Here is an 18,194-nt window from a genome sequence, read left to right on the forward strand (position 1 = left end):
GCAGAGCCGATACGGACCGTTTATAATATATTTTCGTATCTTTTGAAGGTGTTATAAAATTCAGGAGCATTATATCTGAATCTTTATATTCTTCTTAGGGTCCACATGTCTGAGCGAAGCGAGTTTGGACCCTAGAATATAAAGATCCAGATATCATGCCCTGAATTATAACACCTTCAAGATACGAAAATGTATTATAAACGGTCCGCATCGGCTCTGCCTCAGAGGGTGGCATATGTTTGGCAAGTGCGAAGTCCCGGTAATATTATTTTATCAATCAATTCTTAACCCATGATGCATGCAGTGTTACATTAGGGAATACCGTCTCATAAACAGTTGTCTTACTTCCTTCGTTGGTAGATACGTAGATCTTTCCGGTGGACGGGTCTATACTGATGTCTTCTACCTCTTTGGAGATGTCAATAGACCAGGTTCCTGCATAATCACCAGACATTGTGAATACGTTGACCTTCTGGTTGCCCTTCCAGTTATAGGCATCAAAACATGCGGTAAGTGCATATATGAAGTTGCCGTCTACAGTCATGCCCTGTATGCAGTAACCTTGCTGGTAGTTGGCACTTACATCTTTCCAGCCTGCTATCTCAAAATTGTAATTTACAAGGAAGAAGCATGCTTTGCCGTTATCATTTTTGCCCATTACATAATAGGCACCATTATAATAGGCAATAGCATATACATTTTTGACACCTTCTATATGGTGGGTTGTGACATAATTGAGGTTCGAATCAACCTCCATGATATCGGATGCATATCCGGGGCGTGTGCCACCTTCTGCGATATAGATATGTCCGTTATCTGTGTTATAGCATAAAGCATTGCCATGATCGAACCATAGGTTATGAACCTGAGCGACAGTCTTGCCTGCTGTGAGGTCGTACTTGACGAGATTGGTCTCGTAGTGGGACAGGTCGCCGGCATAGTAGCTTGCATCATTGATAGATGCTGCAAATACTACGTATCTATGGGAGTTCTGTGTGAAAACAGTTGATCCCTGAACACTCTTAAATGAATAGTTTGTATATACACTGGGCTTACCGGCGCTTATAGTCTTAAGCTTGGTAGAGCGCATATTGCATTTGCGAAGGTTGGAAACTGCCTGGCCGTTGGCATATACGTTGCCGCTGTTATCAACCCATCCTGCAAAAGTATAGCCATCTTTGGTATATGCATTAGCCCGAAGCGATGTAGTCTGATCATAGCTTATAAGCTGATCATTCATACTGCCGGATGTAGCACCATTGCCGTCAAAAGAGATCTTGAATACCTGCGGTTCCCAGGATGCATATAACTTTAAATTATCAACGCCTGTGTACATAACAGAGCCCTGATCCGCATATCCTACCCCGGTGCCGTCACTACTTGTATTCCATCCGCGGAAGCGGTAGCCGGTTCTTGTATATTTGTTGGCAGGAAGAGTAGAAACTGATGTGGTACTAAAGGCAGCAGCGCCCATCTCGCCTGTTCCACCGTTAGCATTAAATGTTACCTTGTAACTGCCGGCTGCATAGACGTTTGTACTGTTACCTGAGAAAAAAACAATAACGATTATTACTGATAAGAATGCAAAGAATCTTCTCATATTTTCACCTCGTAAGTCATGTTGCTAATTGGATGAATCGATATGAGACGAGACAGGCGAAAAATCAGTAAGCCATGTCTCTAACACCAAATTCAAACAAAAAACAAGAAATTCTAGTAATATGGACGAAACGTAGTTATATTATATCATATAAGGGATAGTCATTCTTTTGTGCATATAGTAGAAATTTGCCCCTTAGAATGAACATTATTGATTTGTATAAGAGGTTCTTAGTGATGTTAAGAGATGTGAATTTTGAAGATATATCTGATGGATTTGTATATAAGCCTGATGATCTTGTAAATGTAGGTTGTAACGAGTGCATGGGCTGTAGCGACTGCTGCAGGATAACAGGAGACTCCATAATCCTTGATCCATATGACATCTATAACCTGTGCAAGGGTCTTGGCCGAAGCTTTGCAGATATGATGGAGAAGGAGATAGAGATAAGACTTGTTGATAACTTAATCCTACCCAATCTTATAACCTATGATGAAGATCATCCTGACAAAGAAGAAAAATGTGCCTTTTTAAATGATGAAAACCGCTGCACGGTGCATGCATTCAGACCGGGCTTTTGTCGCCTTTTCCCAATGGGAAGATTGTATGATGAGAATGGCATGCACTACTTCTTGCAGGTTAATGAATGCACAAGGCCCGGGTCTCAAAGATATCCGGTAAAACTTAGAGACTGGATAGGGATTGAAAACCTTGCCCAGTACGAGGAGTTCGTAGTAAGCTGGCATGACTTTTGTAAGAAGATGGGAGAAGCACTTACTAAAGTGCCTGAGCCAAAGAGGACTAATACTGCCAGATATATATTGCAGGTATTCTATGTAGAGCCTTACAAAGTGGGGATGTCCTTCTGGGATCAGTTTGATAGGAGGCTGGCGGAAGTGTCTGCACGCCTTGGCATAAGGTAATCTTGAATTTTATATTCAAGATTGTATAATGAGACGTATGGTATATGGCAAAAGAAAGGATTATATATGAACATTCTTGCACCATCTATTTTATCAGCAGATTTCAAAAATCTGGGGAGGCAGCTTATCGACTGCCAGAGCGCCGGAGCGCAGTATATTCACATTGACATTATGGACGGAGTGTTCGTCCCTTCTATTTCTTTTGGACTTCCAGTTATTAAGAGCATCAGAGATGCGTCAGACGCAGTATTTGATGTTCATCTCATGATCACCAATCCCATAAGATATATCAAAGAGTTTGCAGCAGTTGGCGCAGACATCATTACTTTCCATCAGGAAGCAGCGCCTGATCCATGGGCTGTTATAGAGCTGATTCATTCTTATGGCAAGAAGGCAGGCATATCCATAAAGCCCGGAACTCCTATAGATGTTCTTGAACCTTATCTTAAGAATGTGGACATGGTTCTTATCATGAGCGTAGAACCGGGATTTGGCGGTCAGAAATATATTCCTTCATCTACAGACAAGATTCGTGATCTTAGAAATCACCTCAATACTCTTGGCCTTAAAGATCTTGATATAGAAGTTGATGGCGGCATCAAGACAGACAATGTTGAGATGGTTGTAAATGCCGGCGCCAACGTAATAGTAGCAGGCTCAGCCATCTTCAATGGCAACGTTCAGGCCAATGTCAAAGAATTTCTGACTAAGATCGGGTGATATAGAAAACTTCCCACCTAGGCGAAGAGGCGACCCAAATGCTCTTCGAGGGTGTGGGAAGTTTGATGTATTGATAGATATGTAAATTACCCCATTTTTTTGTGCTGCTGGTGGGCAACCATGGGGATTACAAGGCTTCCTGGGAGGAGTCTTGATAATGAACATGCAAGTTTCATGCGAAGGGTAGGGACTATTACTACCTTTCTTTTTTTCATCATTTTAAGTGCGTATGATACGCAGGATGATGCAGACATGCCTTTAAGGGCGAAGACTACATTCGCAACAGCATTGAACTGTGTGTCTACAGGGCCGGGGCATAGTACTCCTATATAGGTCTTGGAGGCGCTTTTTTTTAGTTCATAAGCTATGGCTCTTGTAAGGCTTACAACGTAGGCTTTGGTTGCATAATAAGTCGCCATGTATGGACCTGCAGGGAAGAGGCCAGCTGATGAGCCTATGTTAAGGATATATCCGCCATCTTCCTTATCCATAAGCGGGAGCATTCTCTTAGTAAGGCGGTGAAGGGCTTTGATATTGACGTCCACCATTTCTATTTCGCGCTTTTCATCGCAGTCTTCAAATCTTCCGGACAGGCCAAAGCCTGCATTATTGATAAATACAGATAGCTTATTCTCTGGATTTTTGCCAAGTTCATCTTCGATAGATTCGCATAGCTTATTTATCTCTTTTTTCTTGGAAAGGTCTGCGGTATAGATACTGCTTGTACCTGCAAGTTCGCTTTGAATGGCTAGGAGTCTGTCCTTCCTTCTTGCGACCATGATTACGTGGTAGCCTTCTTTAGAAAGCTGTCTTGAAAACTCCTCGCCAAGGCCTGAGCTTGCCCCTGTTACAACTGCTATATTTCTCATATCAACCTCATTTTTTATCTGTTTTTATAATTATAATATATATCAGTGTCATGGTCTTACTCGATTTATAAAAGTCATGAATAAAAATGTTACTAATACTCAAATATCTATGGGTGAGAACATTGTGTAAATAAATGTTATAATAACAAAGTTGTTAAGTTGCAGTTAGAAAAGACTAATTCTTGTGGGGAGGATAGACATTTGAAAATTGAAGTACACGGCGCATGGGGCGATGTTATAAAGGCGCAGGATGAAGGTGATGACAGCGTGGTACTTGCATGGGAAGGCGAGTACAGGAAGGATGACTACATAGATTTCAAGGACCTTGTACCCGGGACTTTTTATAAAGTCAAGGTAGATCCTACAATTGAGGAATCCCTTATATTTGTAACTACAGATTCCTTCAGATACACAATCCCTTTCTATGAAAAGAAGACAAGCTATAACCCAATGTCTTTTGTAGGTAACAGGCATCTTGTCAGTATCAGAAAGGCTTATGATCATGAGATCAGAGCTTACAGGAATCTATGCCTTAATCCCTGCGATCAGCATGAAGTTACAGGCGTATACCCTCATGCATCAGCCAATGTTGAGACAAGAGGCGAAGCAGTATTTGCCGCAAGAAACGCAATAGACGGCGTCATAGAGACAAGGTCACACGGCGAGTGGCCCTATGAATCATGGGGCATCAACAGACAGGACGATGCAACTATCAAGATTGAGTTTGGTTATCCCGTTGATATTGAAGAGATCCGCTTATATACAAGAGCAGATTTTCCTCACGATAACTGGTGGATCAGAGGAACAATTAAATTTTCTGATGGAAGCACAGAAACTGTAGATATGGACAAGAAGGTTCAAAAACCACATATCTTTTCAATTAAAAAGAAATCAGTGGAGTGGCTAACACTTGGGGATCTTATTAAAGCAGACGATCCAAGCCCATTCCCTGCTCTTACACAGATCGAGGTGTACGGTACCCCAGCAGTAGGCTGTGGTAACTAAGTTTAATTATTCACAAAACTTCCCACTTAGGCGTAGCAGTGTCCTTGAAGGGTTTGCGGGAACACCTGCACCCGAGCAGAGTATAAATCATTGACATACTTTTTAAGTGTTTTATAAAAATTCATGAGTATGATAGATGGGGATTTTTATTCTTCTTGGGGTCCACATGTGTGAGCGAAGCGAGTTTGGCCCCCAGAATAAAAAGCACCAGATATCATGCCATGAATTTATAAAACAATTAAAAGCATGACAATGATTTATACTCTGCTCGGGTGTAGGTGTTCCTGCAAATCCTTCAAGGACACGGCTATGCCTAAGTGGGGCTTCACGCGGTACATAACAATTCAAGGAGGATGATTTTTTACGTGAACAGATCAGAACTTTTAGAGATTAAGAAGAGATTTAAATTTAAGGATTGCTCATTTAGTGGCATGGCATATGCTGTTTTTGATAATGAGGGCAAGGAGATAGAAGGCGCTGACTCTACCCGCTTTCTAACACTTGATGACGATGAACAGAAGAAGTATATATCTCTTATAAGCAAAGCCTATTCATCAGCAGGCGGAGCCTTTGCAGAGGATGTAACAGTAATAGGCGATGATGCAAGACTCCTTACAGCACTGGCTCAGTCTGATATCCCTGATGCAGGACTTGTTAGAGCCTGGGCACAGCAGATCATAGACAACTATGACGCAGACGGCGAATTCGCCCTTTTGGTATTCTCAGATGCCTATGACGTACCCGCTAAGGATACAGGCAAGAACAAGACCGGAGAATCTGAAGAAGTCTATAACTATATAGCTGCTTGCATATGTCCCTTTAAGCCTGCCAAGGGAGGCATCATGAAAACAGCTGACAATAAGCTCCATGCATCCGATGTTATCAAGGTTCTTGGTAATCCTGTTGCAGGATTTATGTATCCTTCATTTAATGACAGATCATCTGACTACGACAATATGCTCTGCGTAGTCAAGAATGACCCTGAGCGAAATATGATACGCGGTATATACGCAGCAGATGTCCCTGATTATGTCAAACCGCAGCCTAAGAAAAAAGATAAAGGAAACACTGAAGATGACGGCCTTACAACTCTGGCAGGAGAGCAGTCAGAAGATGCCTTTGCTACAGCAGATGGATACGGACTATATCAGGAGCAGGGTATAAGCCAGTCTGAAGGCGTTGATACATCAATTCGTCAGAATAGTGATGTAGAGATTCAAACAAGACCTGAAAACTTTGGAGAGAATATCGAAACTCTCACAGAGAAGGCTATGCAGGAAAAGCTTCGCGAAGAAGCAATGATGGAAGAAGAAAGTGAACAGGTATTTGAAGGCCTGAATAACTTCCACAAAGATCAGGTAGTCCTTCCTGAAGATAAGATCATAGAGCGTGATGTTAATGGACGCAAGTTCTTCCTTGTGCCGGAATCACTTATTCCATATGACAAGCTTAAAGCGCTTCTTGATTCTCTTATGAACGAAGCGTAAACACATAATAAATCGAAATAACTTTAAATAACACAGCCTATACCGCCGGGAATGAAGACTGCAACTGAAAATGAAGACAGCCACTTAGACTGTCTTCATTTTGTATAGTTTGCGATATCCTGATGGTGTGTTGCCTGTCTTTTTAAGGAACACTCTGTTAAAAGACTGGGCTGTTTCAAATCCTACCTTTGCAGAAATTTCATTTATACTAAGATCGGTTTTGGTTAGAAGCTCTTTTGAATGTTTGATCCGACAAGTATGTACATATTCTTTAAAACCGGTATTGGTATACTCTTTGAATATTCTTGAAAAATAACATGTCGAGAATCCGAACTTCTCGGACACTTCCTCAAGACTTAGATGCTCACTGTAATGCGATGACAGGTACTCACATACTTCGTTTAGCGCCTTGTTGTATTTTACAAGTTCTTTGGCGCTGTTTTGATAATCTTTCTGATCAGGCAGAGCTCCTGCCAAGAGGCTGTTGCCTACTTTCTCAAGTATCTGCAGAAGATATGAGTACACAATAAGCTCTCTAAGTGAATTGGATCCAAAGTATGCATCATGCATCATATACAATATGGATCCTATATTCTCTGCAAGAACAGGATCAGTCTCTGACTTTATATGTATAGGCTTGTCCAGGATGTCCTTGATAAGGGCAGTACTTCTGATATCATTGATGATCGACGGATCCAGAAGATGCACATAACCTCTGCAATCATTCATAGGAAAGAGAGTATGGATCATCTTGCTGGGGATTATCAGGATATCCCCCGGACATATCTTGTATTCAACACCCTGTATAGTGCTGATATAATATCCCCTTTCGCACTGGACGATCTCAAGGGGCTGATGATAGTGCAGTCCGAAGCATTCCTGCTTGGAGGTGTACCATATGCGAACCATGGTCCCCGGAAGATAGTCTACATATTCATATGTTCCATCATAACTTGTCCCTGTTCCGCCTATATACGGCTGCGGACGGATGGGATTCATATATCTTTCTTCTTCAGTTATGGCATTTGCGCCGGAAAAAGTTCTATTAGACATCTAATATAGCCCTCCCCTGAATATTAAACTATATTGAAAGCATATTTAATATATAAAAAGATGACTATTCCTTGACATGAATGTCAGATAAAAAACATTCCAACATTACTTCATGCAAAGGGAATAGAAATACATCCCTGTATTTCTGGACATTCCTTTATTACATCCTGTAATGTAAGGAACAGTTTGCACAAATAATAATATAAAAGCCTTCGAATATCAATCCTGTTTTGCATTTATTACACAAAAAATCAGCAAAAAAGCACGTATCATTCGGAAACTTAACCACAAATTAGTAAATTGTGCGCAAGAATTGATAATGATATGACAAAAACTGAGCGATTTAAGACAAAAAATGAGAAAATCTGACGAATACCGGATGATATATTTTTGGCATAAGAGGAATAGCTGTTAGATTTGGTAAGGCATAAAGCGATTAAGCTTATGCGATCCTATGAAAACAGCAGATATGGGGAGGTCAAAAAATGTTCAAAAACAAACGTGAGAAAAGGGCTTTTGTAAATTTTTTACTTATAGCACCTTTTATAGTTCTAACTTTGATCTTTTGCTATTACCCGCTATATGGATGGGTATATGCATTCTTTGATTACAGACCGCCAAGGCCTATGACAATCGAGAGCTTTGTCGGACTTAAGTGGTTCAAATCCATGGTAGAGTCTCCGGTCAAGGTTCAGCAGATCCTGGGAGTACTTAGAAATACCTTCGTAATGAGTGGAATCACTCTTTCTACATCATGGATCCCTATGCTCTTTGCAGTATTTCTCAATGAGATCAGAAATACAAGATTCAGAAAGTTCGTTCAGACAGCAACGACTCTTCCTAACTTCATAAGCTGGGTTCTTGTATATTCAATAGCTTTTTCACTTTTTAACAGCACAGGTATGATGAACTCATTCCTCCAGGGACTTGGGATCATCAAGGAGCCGATCCTCTTCCTCCAGTCATCCAACCATGTATGGTTAACTCAGTGGTTATGGCTTACCTGGAAGAATCTTGGATGGGCAGCCATCATGTATATATCTGCAATCTCAAGCATAGATGAAGAGATGTATGAAGCTGCGAGAGTTGACGGAGCCAACAGATGGAAGATCATCTGGACTATAACTATCCCGAACCTGCTTCCAACATTCTTCGTACTACTTATGATCAATATCGGTAATTTCCTTTCAAACGGTATGGAGCAGTTCTACGTATTCCAGAACGCTTTCAACAAAGAATATATCCAGGTGCTTGACCTTTATGTATTCAACCTTGCGATGGGAAGCGGAAGTTACTCTATCTCAGTTGCCATCAGTATGCTCAAGAGTATCATAAGCCTTGCACTTTTGTTCTTTGCTAATGGTGTATCCAAGATGGTCAGAGGCGAAAGCATACTGTAATACATAACTTTTAGACAGCGTTTTTGCAAATGTGATGCATGAGCTTATACAAGAGCTCGTACAAGAGCAGTAACAGTAGCTTTTTAAAAGGAGAGGCAGAGTAATGGAAAGTATAATTCAGGAAAATGGTGATAAGCCATCAAACATGACAATAAAAAAGTCCGGAGTAAAGAAAATGGAAAAAACCGGTAAGAGCACCAAAAACAAAATGCACAGAACAACAGGCGATATAGTTCTTGAAGTGTGCTGCTACATATTCTTCATATTCGCAGTTATTGTGTGTATATACCCTTTTTATTACATCATTATAAATACTATAAGCGCCAATGACTTAAGCCAAAGGGGTGTGATCCTCTTTTGGCCACAGCAGATACACCTTCACAACTATGCAAGTGTACTTAGGGTTGACGGCCTCTTCCAGGCAACTAAGATATCAGTTTTAAGAACAGCCATAGGAGCGCTTCTCACAGTATCTGCTTCATCATATCTTGGTTATATGTTCGCTCAGAGATACATGTGGGCCAAGAAGTTCTGGTACAGACTTGTTGTAGCAACCATGTATTTCAATGCAGGTATCATCCCATGGTTTCTTACAATGAAGAACCTTCACCTTACCAATAACTTCCTGGGATACATACTTCCTGTTATTGTATCTCCCTTCTTCATCATTCTTACCAAGACCTTCGTAGAAGGAATTCCGGGAGAGCTTTCAGAAGCGGCAGAGCTTGACGGAGCAGGCGTACTTAAGACCTTCTTCCATGTAATGCTTCCTGTTATGAAACCTATCATGGCTACTATCGCCATATTCGCGGCAGTTAACCAGTGGAATGCATTCCAGGATACACTCCTTCTTGTCACTGAGACAAGACTTTACAGCTTACAGTTCCTTCTGTATCAGTACCTGAATCAGGCAAGTTCACTGTCATCACTTGCCAACAACTCAAGCTCAAGTTCACTTGCTGCAGCTGCAGCTACTATGCAGACAGCAACCAGCATCCGTATGACAATTACAGTTATTGTAGTAATTCCTATCATGTTGGTATACCCGATATTCCAGAGATATTTTGTAAAGGGTATCATGATTGGTGCTGTTAAGGGCTGATATCACTGGATTTGATAAGAAAGTGATTTTATAAAAACGGCAATCAATGAGTTTTATAAGAACAGTTTTTAAAGACTATAGGTAACGATGATTAAATGTAACTTAGTTAATAACTGTGCGAAACTTGCGCAGAATTTATAAAGGAGGGTTATATGAAAAACAGCTTTAAGAAAAAAGTACTTGCTACAGGTCTGACAGCCGCAATGACAGTTGCTGCTATTACCGGATGTAGTAAGGGAGCAGAAGGCGGGGCAGGCAGCCAGCAGCAGGGAGCAGGTGCCGGCGCCGGAGATCACTCTGAAGAGATGACATTTGAAGTCTACGATGTTGCAGCTAACTACCAGGGCGAGCAGACAGGATGGTTTGGATGGGTATTAAAAGACCGTCTTAACATCAAACTCAACATCATCGCTCCTCAGGTATCAGGTGATGCTTCTCAGCTCTATCAGACAAGAGCAGCATCAGGTAACCTTGGTGATATCGTCCTTTTGGACAATGCCGACATGCAGGATTGTATCAACTCAGGTCTTGTAATGGATATAGGTGATGAGATCTGGAACTATCCAAACCTTTCCAAGTACAAAGAGCAGATTGAGGCATTCAATGCTAATCTTGAAGGCGCAAGTGATGGAAGCGTATTCGCAATTCCGCTTGAGATGAACTCCAATGGACCTACAGATTATGTAGAGAATACAGTAAGCTCTATGCCTCGTGTAAGATGGGACTACTATGTAGAAGCAGGCTCACCTGATCTTAAGACAACAGATGATCTTATCGACCTTCTTAAGACTATCCAGGAGAACCACCCTACTAATGATGACGGTGATAAGGCATACGCTATCACAATGTGGCCTGATTGGGACGGAACTAGTATTGAAAACGTTAACCAGCTCACAAAGTGGTATGGCGAAGAAGTTAACGGATCAGTTCTTATCTCCGGAGATAATACAATAAGACCTCTTACAGATAAGGAAGGCGCTTATTATAAGATGCTCAAGTTCTTCTATAAGGCTCAGGCAGCAGGTATCGTAGATCCTGACTCTGCTACACAGGACTGGAACTCAGCATGTGACAAGATGCGTGCTACAAGAGTATACCTTATCTGGAACAACTGGATGGGTGGATTCACTAACACACCTGCTAACGGCGAAGCAAGAAAGAACTATGTTCCGCTTCCTATCGAAGATATGAACGTATTCCAGACATCAGATTCTTATTATGGTGATGGTCGTGTAATCGGTATCGGATCAGGCGTAACACCTGAAGAGAAGACAAGAATTCTTGAGTTCCTTGACTGGTACTGCTCACCTGATGGACTTCAGACACAGCACGTTGGTATCAAGGACGTTATGTACACAGTTAATGCTGATGGCAAGTATGAGCTTACAGAAGATGGTCTTAACAGATTCACAGCTGATGTTCAGATTCCTGAAGAGTACGGCGGCGGAACATTCACAGATGGTAACAACAACATCAACCAGTGGATCGTTGCAGGTATCGAGACCAACCCTGAAACAGGCGAGACATACTCATCTGATTACTGGGCAAGCTATGTTGAGCTTAATACAACAGCTACAACTAAGGAATGGGAAGAAAGATTTGGAGCTAAAGACGAAGTTGACTACTTAAAGACTAATGATAAGGCAGATTTCGTTCCATGGATCAACATGTCACTTCCTTCTGATGATACAGATGTTGCACTTGCAAGAAGCCAGTGTGGTAAAGAGATCTGTGATGCATCCTGGAGAATGGTATGGGCTACAAGCGAAGAAGAGTTCGACCAGATGTGGGATGAGATGGTTACAACACTTAATGGTCTTGGATGGGAGTCAGTAGTTGCATTTGATACAGAGAAATATCAGGCAGTTGTAGATGCTCGTATTGCAGCTATGAAATAATCAAAAAGAACTTTGGGGAGTATTAGTATACCAATAGTATGATCGTAAGGACTATAACTTTATAATCTTGTGATCATAATAAAAGCGGGTACCAAGAAATTGGTATCCGCTTATTTAAAAATGACTATTTAAGATAGATGCTGAAATGTATATAGATCACAATGAAGTGATCAAGGCTTTGCCCATAATAACACTATCAGTATCTATCTTAAGTAATCAGTAAACGAGGTTATGACATGTATAATATCGGAACTCTTCTAACACCAATATGGGATACCAGTATTGTATACAGAGAGACCTTTGCAATGCTGGGTGACGGAGATGTCTGCAAAGCTCCATTTCTATATAAGCCTGACAGGATCTTAAAGATAGAAAGTTATGATGGTCAGAATGTGTACGAACTTGGCAGAGACTGTTACCTTGACGCGGGTGAAATTCATATTACACCAGGCTCAAGTATTAATGCCATCGATAGCTCTTTTGCCATATTTAAGACAAGGCAGGAAGCGGACGAAGCCATGGAAGCTCAGGACAACAAATTCGAGTGCAGCCCTGTCATGACCAATGATGGAAGGTACCTAAACCTTGGAGCTATAGGAAGACCATCATATGTGACAGATCATCAGATAGCTATAACCTACAGAACAACAGCTCTTTGGGAAGGATATGTTCCAACCAACCAGATAGATGACCTTCCATATCTGAAAAAGAAGATCGAAAATAAAGAAAAGATAAACATAGTATTGTATGGAGACAGCATCTGCTGCGGATTTGATGCAAGCTCTATGTATGGTGAAAATCCCAATCAGCCCATATGGCCCAAAGTCCTTATAGACGGGCTTCGTGACAGCTATGACTATGACAATGACAAGGACGTAAGCCTTATCAATGTATCAGAAAGCGGCATGGATTCTGACTGGGCATATGACAATGTAAAAGAAAGAGTACTAGATCGCAAACCTGATCTTGTGATCCTGGGATTTGGCATGAATGACAGAGTAGACGGACCTGAATATGCATCCAAGACCCTTAAGATCATAGACAAAATAAGAGACAGATTCCCGAAGTGCGAATTTGTCCTGATATCAACATCTCTTCCCAATCCTAACGTACATACTGCGCCTTATTATTTTGACTGCTATCATGATAGGTATGCAGATGCGCTTAGGAGTATCACATCAAGAGGTATAGTACTTGCTGACGTGCAGAGCATACACAAGGAGATACTAAGGCATAAGCGTTACATGGATGTTACTGGTAATATGCTCAATCACCCCAATGACTTCATATCTGCAATATATGCACAGGTTCTGTATGAGACGCTAAGGTTTAATTAGGCTTAACTTCACACCCTCCAAATTAATGAGTAAGCACTAAATCCTCTCTAACACGTGTAAAGACCGGAGCTTTTCGCCCCGGTCTTTTGCGGCTTTTACTTTAGTATTTCAAACTTTCTTGGTGATCATGTACCATACAAGTGGTAGTTTGAGTTGTTTCCTTTATGATTGTTATTCTACATATTGCTGCACGATGCAGGACAGCTCATTATCTACAACACTGATAGATACAAGCATATCTGATGAGAGATAATACTCTGTAGCATCTTCAGACCAGCCGGGATAGCTTTCGGGATCAAACTCTCTGCCTATAATATAGTCTTCTTTGAGCTCGCCTGACTCATCGTTTAATACGAATTTAAGAAGGACTATAACGCAGTCTTCTTTGATATTGAAAGTTACACCCTTTGCGATCAGCTTTTTGACAGTGCCTTCTGTCATAAGAGATACAACTTTGTAGGAGGTCTCATAGTCTTCTTTTTGCAGAGCATAATAGAAGTCATCATCGCTTGATCGTACCAGGAATTTGTCAAAACGTGTTGTGCCAACAACGTCTTTTTTGAACTCATCATCTGTTCCGTATTCCAGCTCTTTGTTAACATCTTCAAAAGATACTACGGTAAATGCTGTACCATTGACAGAAGAAAGGATATCGCCTTCTACCGCGCCGTCTACAAACTCCTCTTTGATCTTCTCTTCGCGGTACAGATCACCAGTTAGAGAAGTCTTGTCATAGCTTGAAACCTGCATTAAAAGAGTGTTGTCTCTTTCGTAGTAGGTTGAAGCCTCAAAAGTTTCAGGATCAGCATTGTCAAGGAATGTAAGTGTAACCTCAGGATTTTCAAAAGGACTCTCTCCTGAAAAAGTAAGAACCGGGAATGAAGCATTATCAAAACTAAAGGATGCAGCAGTATTATCATCAGCGGAAGCTATATGGAATACAATATCAGAGCCTTTAAGCTCATAATCAAAAGGTGCTCCTGATAATCCATCCGGAGTCTGCATGAAACCTGTAGTGTCAGATTCAAAGCCTATATAACAGGAGATGTTATATAAGTCATCACCTTCATAAGCAGCGTACACAGCTCCCTCAAGATTTGGAGTGTTATCTGAAGCTATACCGGCACTTTCAAAACTAATAACTTCCGAATCCCAGTACAAACTGTCTAGTTCATCATAAAGAGTAGAATCTGTTCCGATAGAGACATCTTCCCCCTCTATATAGTCATGATAAGCGCCCTCTTCATCAGTTGTAAATTCTACATCTGATTCCCTGGTTATCACATACTTACCTGAAGCTTTGTCAATATGTGCGACCTGAACAGAATTCCTGTTACCTACAATAAGCTCATTATCTGCAGTTACAGCAATAGGATAAGCAGTGCCACCGCTCTGAACAGTAGTAACCTTCTTGACAGAGCCACCTTCTTCTATATATATAGAAGCATCATAAGTAGCTATATGACCATTAAGATCATCGAATGTATAACTCGTGACAAGAAGAGCTTCCTCTCCATCACATATAGGAGCATAAGCATATGACTGCCCTGCATGAAGCGAAGCTATAAACTCATCGAAAGATGCCGGAAGAGATGCGTCATTAGCTGATGCATCGGCATCTGTGCCCGTATTACCACTTGCAGAGTTATCTGCGGAATTGGTGTTATTAGTGCTGCTATCAGTTCCTTCGCTTGATTCTGAGATAGCACTGCTTTGATCTGTTGTGGACTCATTTGCGGAATTGTTGCTACAGCCAGCAAGAACGCCTGTAGTTATAACTGTAGCCAAGAAGAAAGATATGACATTAGATTTCATTTTTCCTCCTAATTAAATATTATTTATTCTATAAATATACACAAAATAATACCACAAAAATTGTCTAAAAGCTACAAATAATTAACGGAATATTGTTAATAAACCAATATGCATAACAACTATTTTAATGAAATCCGAGATAATGTAGATGCTTATAGTAAAAAGACCATTCCACCTATTTGACTTAATATTGCTAATCTAAGATTTTAATCATTCACAATCCTATAGCGAAATTAAATACGATGTGCTCGCTAGAGCACATATACGAGAACTTACAATTCGGGGCTTTGACAAATATGCATAGCCCAGTGCGAGAGCCCAGTCGGAGATGGTTTATAAAATATTTTCGCGTTTTTTGAAGGAGTTATAAAATTCAGGAGCGTGATAGATGTAACTTTATATTCCGCATAGGGGCCGCATGTCTGAGCGAAGCGAGTTTCGGCCCCTGGAATATAAAGTTACAGATATCATGCCCTGAATTATAACTCCTTCAATAACGAGAAAATACTTTATAAACCATCTCTGACTGGGCCCTCGCACTGGGCGACGCATATTTGTCAAAGCCCCGAAGGCAAAGCCTACATTTTTTTACCCCGCATTCTCACGATATGCCGTAGGCGTAAGACCCATCTTTTTCTTGAAGGCCTTGGAGAAAGTGTAGATGTCAGAGTATCCGACAGCGAATGCGATATAGGACACCGTATTATCCGAGTTTCTTAGCATATTTGCAGCCTCCTTGATGCGATAAGTCATAAGGAAGTCCTGGATCGTCGACCCCGTAGCATCATGGAACAGCCTTGACAGATAGCTCCTGTTAAGACCGCATGCCCTTGATATATCCTCAACCCGAAGCTGTTCAGAGTATTTTAGATGTATATATTTGATAACTGTATGCACATATTGAAGCTGCAGACTCTCAGAACTCTCATCATCTTTTAAAGAAAATTCACTAAAGTAATCCAATAATTCGTATAGTTTTGATATACATATAAATTCCCTTGTAAAGTTTGCAAAAATGTTATTAAATATATTATAGAAGTTCTCTTTTGTACTATTTCCACGATCGCAGAGAGTAAATACAGGGTTATTTTCGTCGATACCCGCATCTTTTAATACTTCTATAACCCTCGATCCCCCGATATGCAGCCATTTGTAAGTCCATGGATCTTCCTTGTCAGCTATATAATAGGCGCTGACACCGGCAGGAATGAAGAATATCTGGTCCTTGTGAACATTGTAGGTAGTATTATCAATTGTAAGTTTTCCTCTACCGGAAGTAACCAGATGGATGATTCCACGCGGCCTTATAATAGGTCCGTAAGAGTATTCCGGTTCACATACATAGTCACCGATTTCGTATAGACGTACGTCCGAACTTGAATCAAAATCAACGAATGCACAGAAATCAAAACCGACACCTTCTGACTTATTTCTTATCATGTCCACCTCACAAAATGACAAACTTAAATAACAAAATAACATTTTTGTTATTTTGATATAAGTCTAAACTTAAAATATCAAAGGCACAAGATACTAAAGTAAAGGGTTCAAAAAACGGAGGGAAGAAAATGAAAAAGAAAGTATTGTCACTACTTATGTGCACTGTATTGGCAGCTGGTGTTGTAGGCTGCAGTTCAGGCGGTTCAGGTACAACAGATGGCGGTAATGCTACGCAGACTTCTAATGACGGCTCTAAGACATATTCAACTGACAAAATCACAATAAACATATGGGATAGCAATCAGCAACCGGGACTCCAGGAGATCGCTGATGACTGGACAGCTAAGTCCGGAGTTGCAGTATCTATAGAAGTTATCGACTGGGATAACTACTGGACACTTCTTGAAGCAGGTGCTTCAGGCGGAGATATGCCGGATGTATTCTGGATGCACTCCAATACAGCACAGATGTATATGGAGAATGGAATCCTTCTTGATCTTACAGACTATATAGCAGCAGACAGCGCTATAGTTAAAGACAATTATTATGAAGGTGTATGGGATCTTTATAATAGCGATGGCAAGCAGTATGCGCTTCCTAAGGATCATGATACTATAGCTCTTTTGTACAACAAGGCAATCTTTGAAGAGTATGGCGTAGATGTTCCTACAGATGACTGGACATGGGAAGATATGTATGAAGCAGCTAAGACTATCACAGAGAAGTCCAATGGTGACATCTATGGTCTTGCTCTTAACACATCCAACAACCAGGACGGCTGGTACAATCTTGTATATGATTACGGCGCACAGGTTATCACAGAAGATCACAAAGGCACAACAATCGGATCTGATCAGGGCAAAGAGGCTATGGAGATGGTCAGAAAGCTCCTTACAGTTGGCGCTCCTCAGTCAGTAGTTGCTGAGACAGGTACAGATTCACTCTTCCAGTCAGGTAAGGTTGGTATGATCACTCAGGGTTCATGGATGATCAACTCTTTCTACACAGCTGAGAATCACGCAGATTATGCATGGGCTATGCTTCCATATGCTGATACTAACGGCAACGGATCCTGCGATTCAGGTGAGAGATATTCCTGCTACAATGGACTTGGATGGGCTGCTAATGCTGGTGTGTCAGATCCTCAGGCTTGCTACGATCTTATCTCTTATTTCTGCTCAGAAGAAGGCCAGATCAAGCAGGCTAAGCTTGGCGTAACAATGGGCGGTATGAAGGGCGTATCAGAAGATTTTGCTAACGCTTTCGAAGGAATGGACGTATCTGCATTCACAAGAGCAGAGGAAGAGGGAGACCTTTACTTCCGTCCTTACACAAGAAAGACTCCTGTATGGGAAGATGCACTTCAGCAGGCTGGCGGATTCCTTGATGCATGGCAGAATCCTGAAGATCCGGCTCTTATGTCTACAGCTTGTGATAACGCACAGAAGATAATCGAAGATGCTATCGCAGCAGAATAATGAATTATAAGCTATGTACTTTGGCGAAGGGTACTTACTCGGATGCTGCATAGCTATAAGAAATCCT

At 41.1% G+C, this 18,194-nt stretch carries 14 protein-coding genes; 9 read left to right on the forward strand and 5 right to left on the reverse strand.

All coding sequences use genetic code 11. From position 1 onward, the window contains the following. Nucleotides 1-277 precede the first annotated feature (277 nt). Nucleotides 278-1,600 carry an InlB B-repeat-containing protein gene (locus I7804_RS04060; RefSeq protein WP_110072268.1) on the reverse strand — a complete coding sequence of 441 codons (1,323 nt, stop codon included), beginning with the start codon at nucleotides 1,598-1,600 and terminating at the stop codon, nucleotides 278-280. A 236-nt stretch (nucleotides 1,601-1,836) separates the two neighbouring features. Here I7804_RS04060 and I7804_RS04065 point away from each other — a divergent pair, with 236 nt between their 5' ends. Further along, nucleotides 1,837-2,523 carry a YkgJ family cysteine cluster protein gene (locus I7804_RS04065; RefSeq protein ID WP_248405071.1) on the forward strand — a complete coding sequence of 229 codons (687 nt, stop codon included), beginning with the start codon at nucleotides 1,837-1,839 and terminating at the stop codon, nucleotides 2,521-2,523. 66 nt (nucleotides 2,524-2,589) lie between these two features. Beyond that, a complete protein-coding gene (gene rpe, locus I7804_RS04070) occupies nucleotides 2,590-3,243 on the forward strand; it encodes a ribulose-phosphate 3-epimerase (RefSeq protein ID WP_022754799.1) in 654 nt (217 codons plus the stop codon). Nucleotides 3,244-3,329: 86 nt separating this feature from the next. Here rpe and I7804_RS04075 read toward each other — a convergent pair whose 3' ends face one another. Continuing rightward, a complete protein-coding gene (locus tag I7804_RS04075) occupies nucleotides 3,330-4,112 on the reverse strand; it encodes an SDR family NAD(P)-dependent oxidoreductase (protein ID WP_248405072.1) in 783 nt (260 codons plus the stop codon). Nucleotides 4,113-4,313: 201 nt separating this feature from the next. On the opposite strand from I7804_RS04075, the gene I7804_RS04080 reads away from it, so the two are divergent. Together I7804_RS04080 and I7804_RS04085 are read left to right on the forward strand one after the other, a co-directional pair. After that, complete coding sequence (locus tag I7804_RS04080) at nucleotides 4,314-5,117, forward strand: DUF7402 domain-containing protein (protein ID WP_331477851.1); 804 nt, start codon at nucleotides 4,314-4,316, stop codon at nucleotides 5,115-5,117. A 365-nt stretch (nucleotides 5,118-5,482) separates the two neighbouring features. Beyond that, the gene (locus I7804_RS04085; RefSeq protein ID WP_248405075.1) at nucleotides 5,483-6,604 is read left to right on the forward strand and encodes a DUF4317 family protein; all 1,122 of its coding nucleotides are present in this window, start codon (nucleotides 5,483-5,485) and stop codon (nucleotides 6,602-6,604) included. Between the two features lie 84 nt (nucleotides 6,605-6,688). Here I7804_RS04085 and I7804_RS04090 read toward each other — a convergent pair whose 3' ends face one another. Further along, nucleotides 6,689-7,657: an AraC family transcriptional regulator gene (locus I7804_RS04090; RefSeq protein ID WP_022754795.1), complete on the reverse strand. Its 969-nt coding sequence runs from the start codon at nucleotides 7,655-7,657 to the stop codon at nucleotides 6,689-6,691. 485 nt (nucleotides 7,658-8,142) lie between these two features. Between I7804_RS04090 and I7804_RS04095 the strand changes: the two genes are divergently transcribed. From I7804_RS04095 to I7804_RS04110, 4 genes are all read left to right on the forward strand, one after another. Next, nucleotides 8,143-9,057, forward strand: a complete 915-nt coding sequence (locus tag I7804_RS04095; RefSeq protein ID WP_248405077.1) for an ABC transporter permease subunit — start codon at nucleotides 8,143-8,145, stop codon at nucleotides 9,055-9,057. Nucleotides 9,058-9,232: 175 nt separating this feature from the next. After that, nucleotides 9,233-10,159: a carbohydrate ABC transporter permease gene (locus I7804_RS04100; RefSeq protein ID WP_027206448.1), complete on the forward strand. Its 927-nt coding sequence runs from the start codon at nucleotides 9,233-9,235 to the stop codon at nucleotides 10,157-10,159. 152 nt (nucleotides 10,160-10,311) lie between these two features. Beyond that, nucleotides 10,312-12,057, forward strand: coding sequence for a sugar ABC transporter substrate-binding protein (locus I7804_RS04105; RefSeq protein ID WP_248405078.1), 1,746 nt, complete (start codon nucleotides 10,312-10,314; stop codon nucleotides 12,055-12,057). Nucleotides 12,058-12,293: 236 nt separating this feature from the next. Next, nucleotides 12,294-13,394 carry an SGNH/GDSL hydrolase family protein gene (locus I7804_RS04110; protein ID WP_146204687.1) on the forward strand — a complete coding sequence of 367 codons (1,101 nt, stop codon included), beginning with the start codon at nucleotides 12,294-12,296 and terminating at the stop codon, nucleotides 13,392-13,394. A 171-nt stretch (nucleotides 13,395-13,565) separates the two neighbouring features. On the opposite strand, the gene I7804_RS04115 is transcribed toward I7804_RS04110, so the two are convergent. After that, a complete protein-coding gene (locus I7804_RS04115; protein ID WP_248405080.1) occupies nucleotides 13,566-15,209 on the reverse strand; it encodes a hypothetical protein in 1,644 nt (547 codons plus the stop codon). Between the two features lie 588 nt (nucleotides 15,210-15,797). Next, complete coding sequence (locus I7804_RS04120) at nucleotides 15,798-16,649, reverse strand: AraC family transcriptional regulator (protein WP_177174101.1); 852 nt, start codon at nucleotides 16,647-16,649, stop codon at nucleotides 15,798-15,800. A gap of 128 nt (nucleotides 16,650-16,777) precedes the next feature. Between I7804_RS04120 and I7804_RS04125 the strand changes: the two genes are divergently transcribed. Continuing rightward, nucleotides 16,778-18,127, forward strand: coding sequence for an ABC transporter substrate-binding protein (locus tag I7804_RS04125; protein ID WP_092046305.1), 1,350 nt, complete (start codon nucleotides 16,778-16,780; stop codon nucleotides 18,125-18,127). Nucleotides 18,128-18,194 lie beyond the last annotated feature (67 nt).

This window comes from Butyrivibrio fibrisolvens (assembly GCF_023206215.1).
Lineage (GTDB): Bacteria > Bacillota > Clostridia > Lachnospirales > Lachnospiraceae > Butyrivibrio > Butyrivibrio fibrisolvens_C.

Coding starts and splice junctions, on each gene's coding strand:
- I7804_RS04060 (WP_110072268.1), bottom strand. CDS start 1,600: ATGAGAAGATTCTTTGCATTCTTATCAGTAATAATCGTTATTGTTTTT.
- I7804_RS04095 (WP_248405077.1), top strand. CDS start 8,143: ATGTTCAAAAACAAACGTGAGAAAAGGGCTTTTGTAAATTTTTTACTT.
- I7804_RS04125 (WP_092046305.1), top strand. CDS start 16,778: ATGAAAAAGAAAGTATTGTCACTACTTATGTGCACTGTATTGGCAGCT.
- I7804_RS04120 (WP_177174101.1), bottom strand. CDS start 16,649: ATGATAAGAAATAAGTCAGAAGGTGTCGGTTTTGATTTCTGTGCATTC.
- I7804_RS04105 (WP_248405078.1), top strand. CDS start 10,312: ATGAAAAACAGCTTTAAGAAAAAAGTACTTGCTACAGGTCTGACAGCC.
- I7804_RS04065 (WP_248405071.1), top strand. CDS start 1,837: ATGTTAAGAGATGTGAATTTTGAAGATATATCTGATGGATTTGTATAT.
- I7804_RS04115 (WP_248405080.1), bottom strand. CDS start 15,209: ATGAAATCTAATGTCATATCTTTCTTCTTGGCTACAGTTATAACTACA.
- I7804_RS04075 (WP_248405072.1), bottom strand. CDS start 4,112: ATGAGAAATATAGCAGTTGTAACAGGGGCAAGCTCAGGCCTTGGCGAG.
- I7804_RS04110 (WP_146204687.1), top strand. CDS start 12,294: ATGTATAATATCGGAACTCTTCTAACACCAATATGGGATACCAGTATT.
- I7804_RS04100 (WP_027206448.1), top strand. CDS start 9,233: ATGGAAAAAACCGGTAAGAGCACCAAAAACAAAATGCACAGAACAACA.
- I7804_RS04090 (WP_022754795.1), bottom strand. CDS start 7,657: ATGTCTAATAGAACTTTTTCCGGCGCAAATGCCATAACTGAAGAAGAA.
- rpe (WP_022754799.1), top strand. CDS start 2,590: ATGAACATTCTTGCACCATCTATTTTATCAGCAGATTTCAAAAATCTG.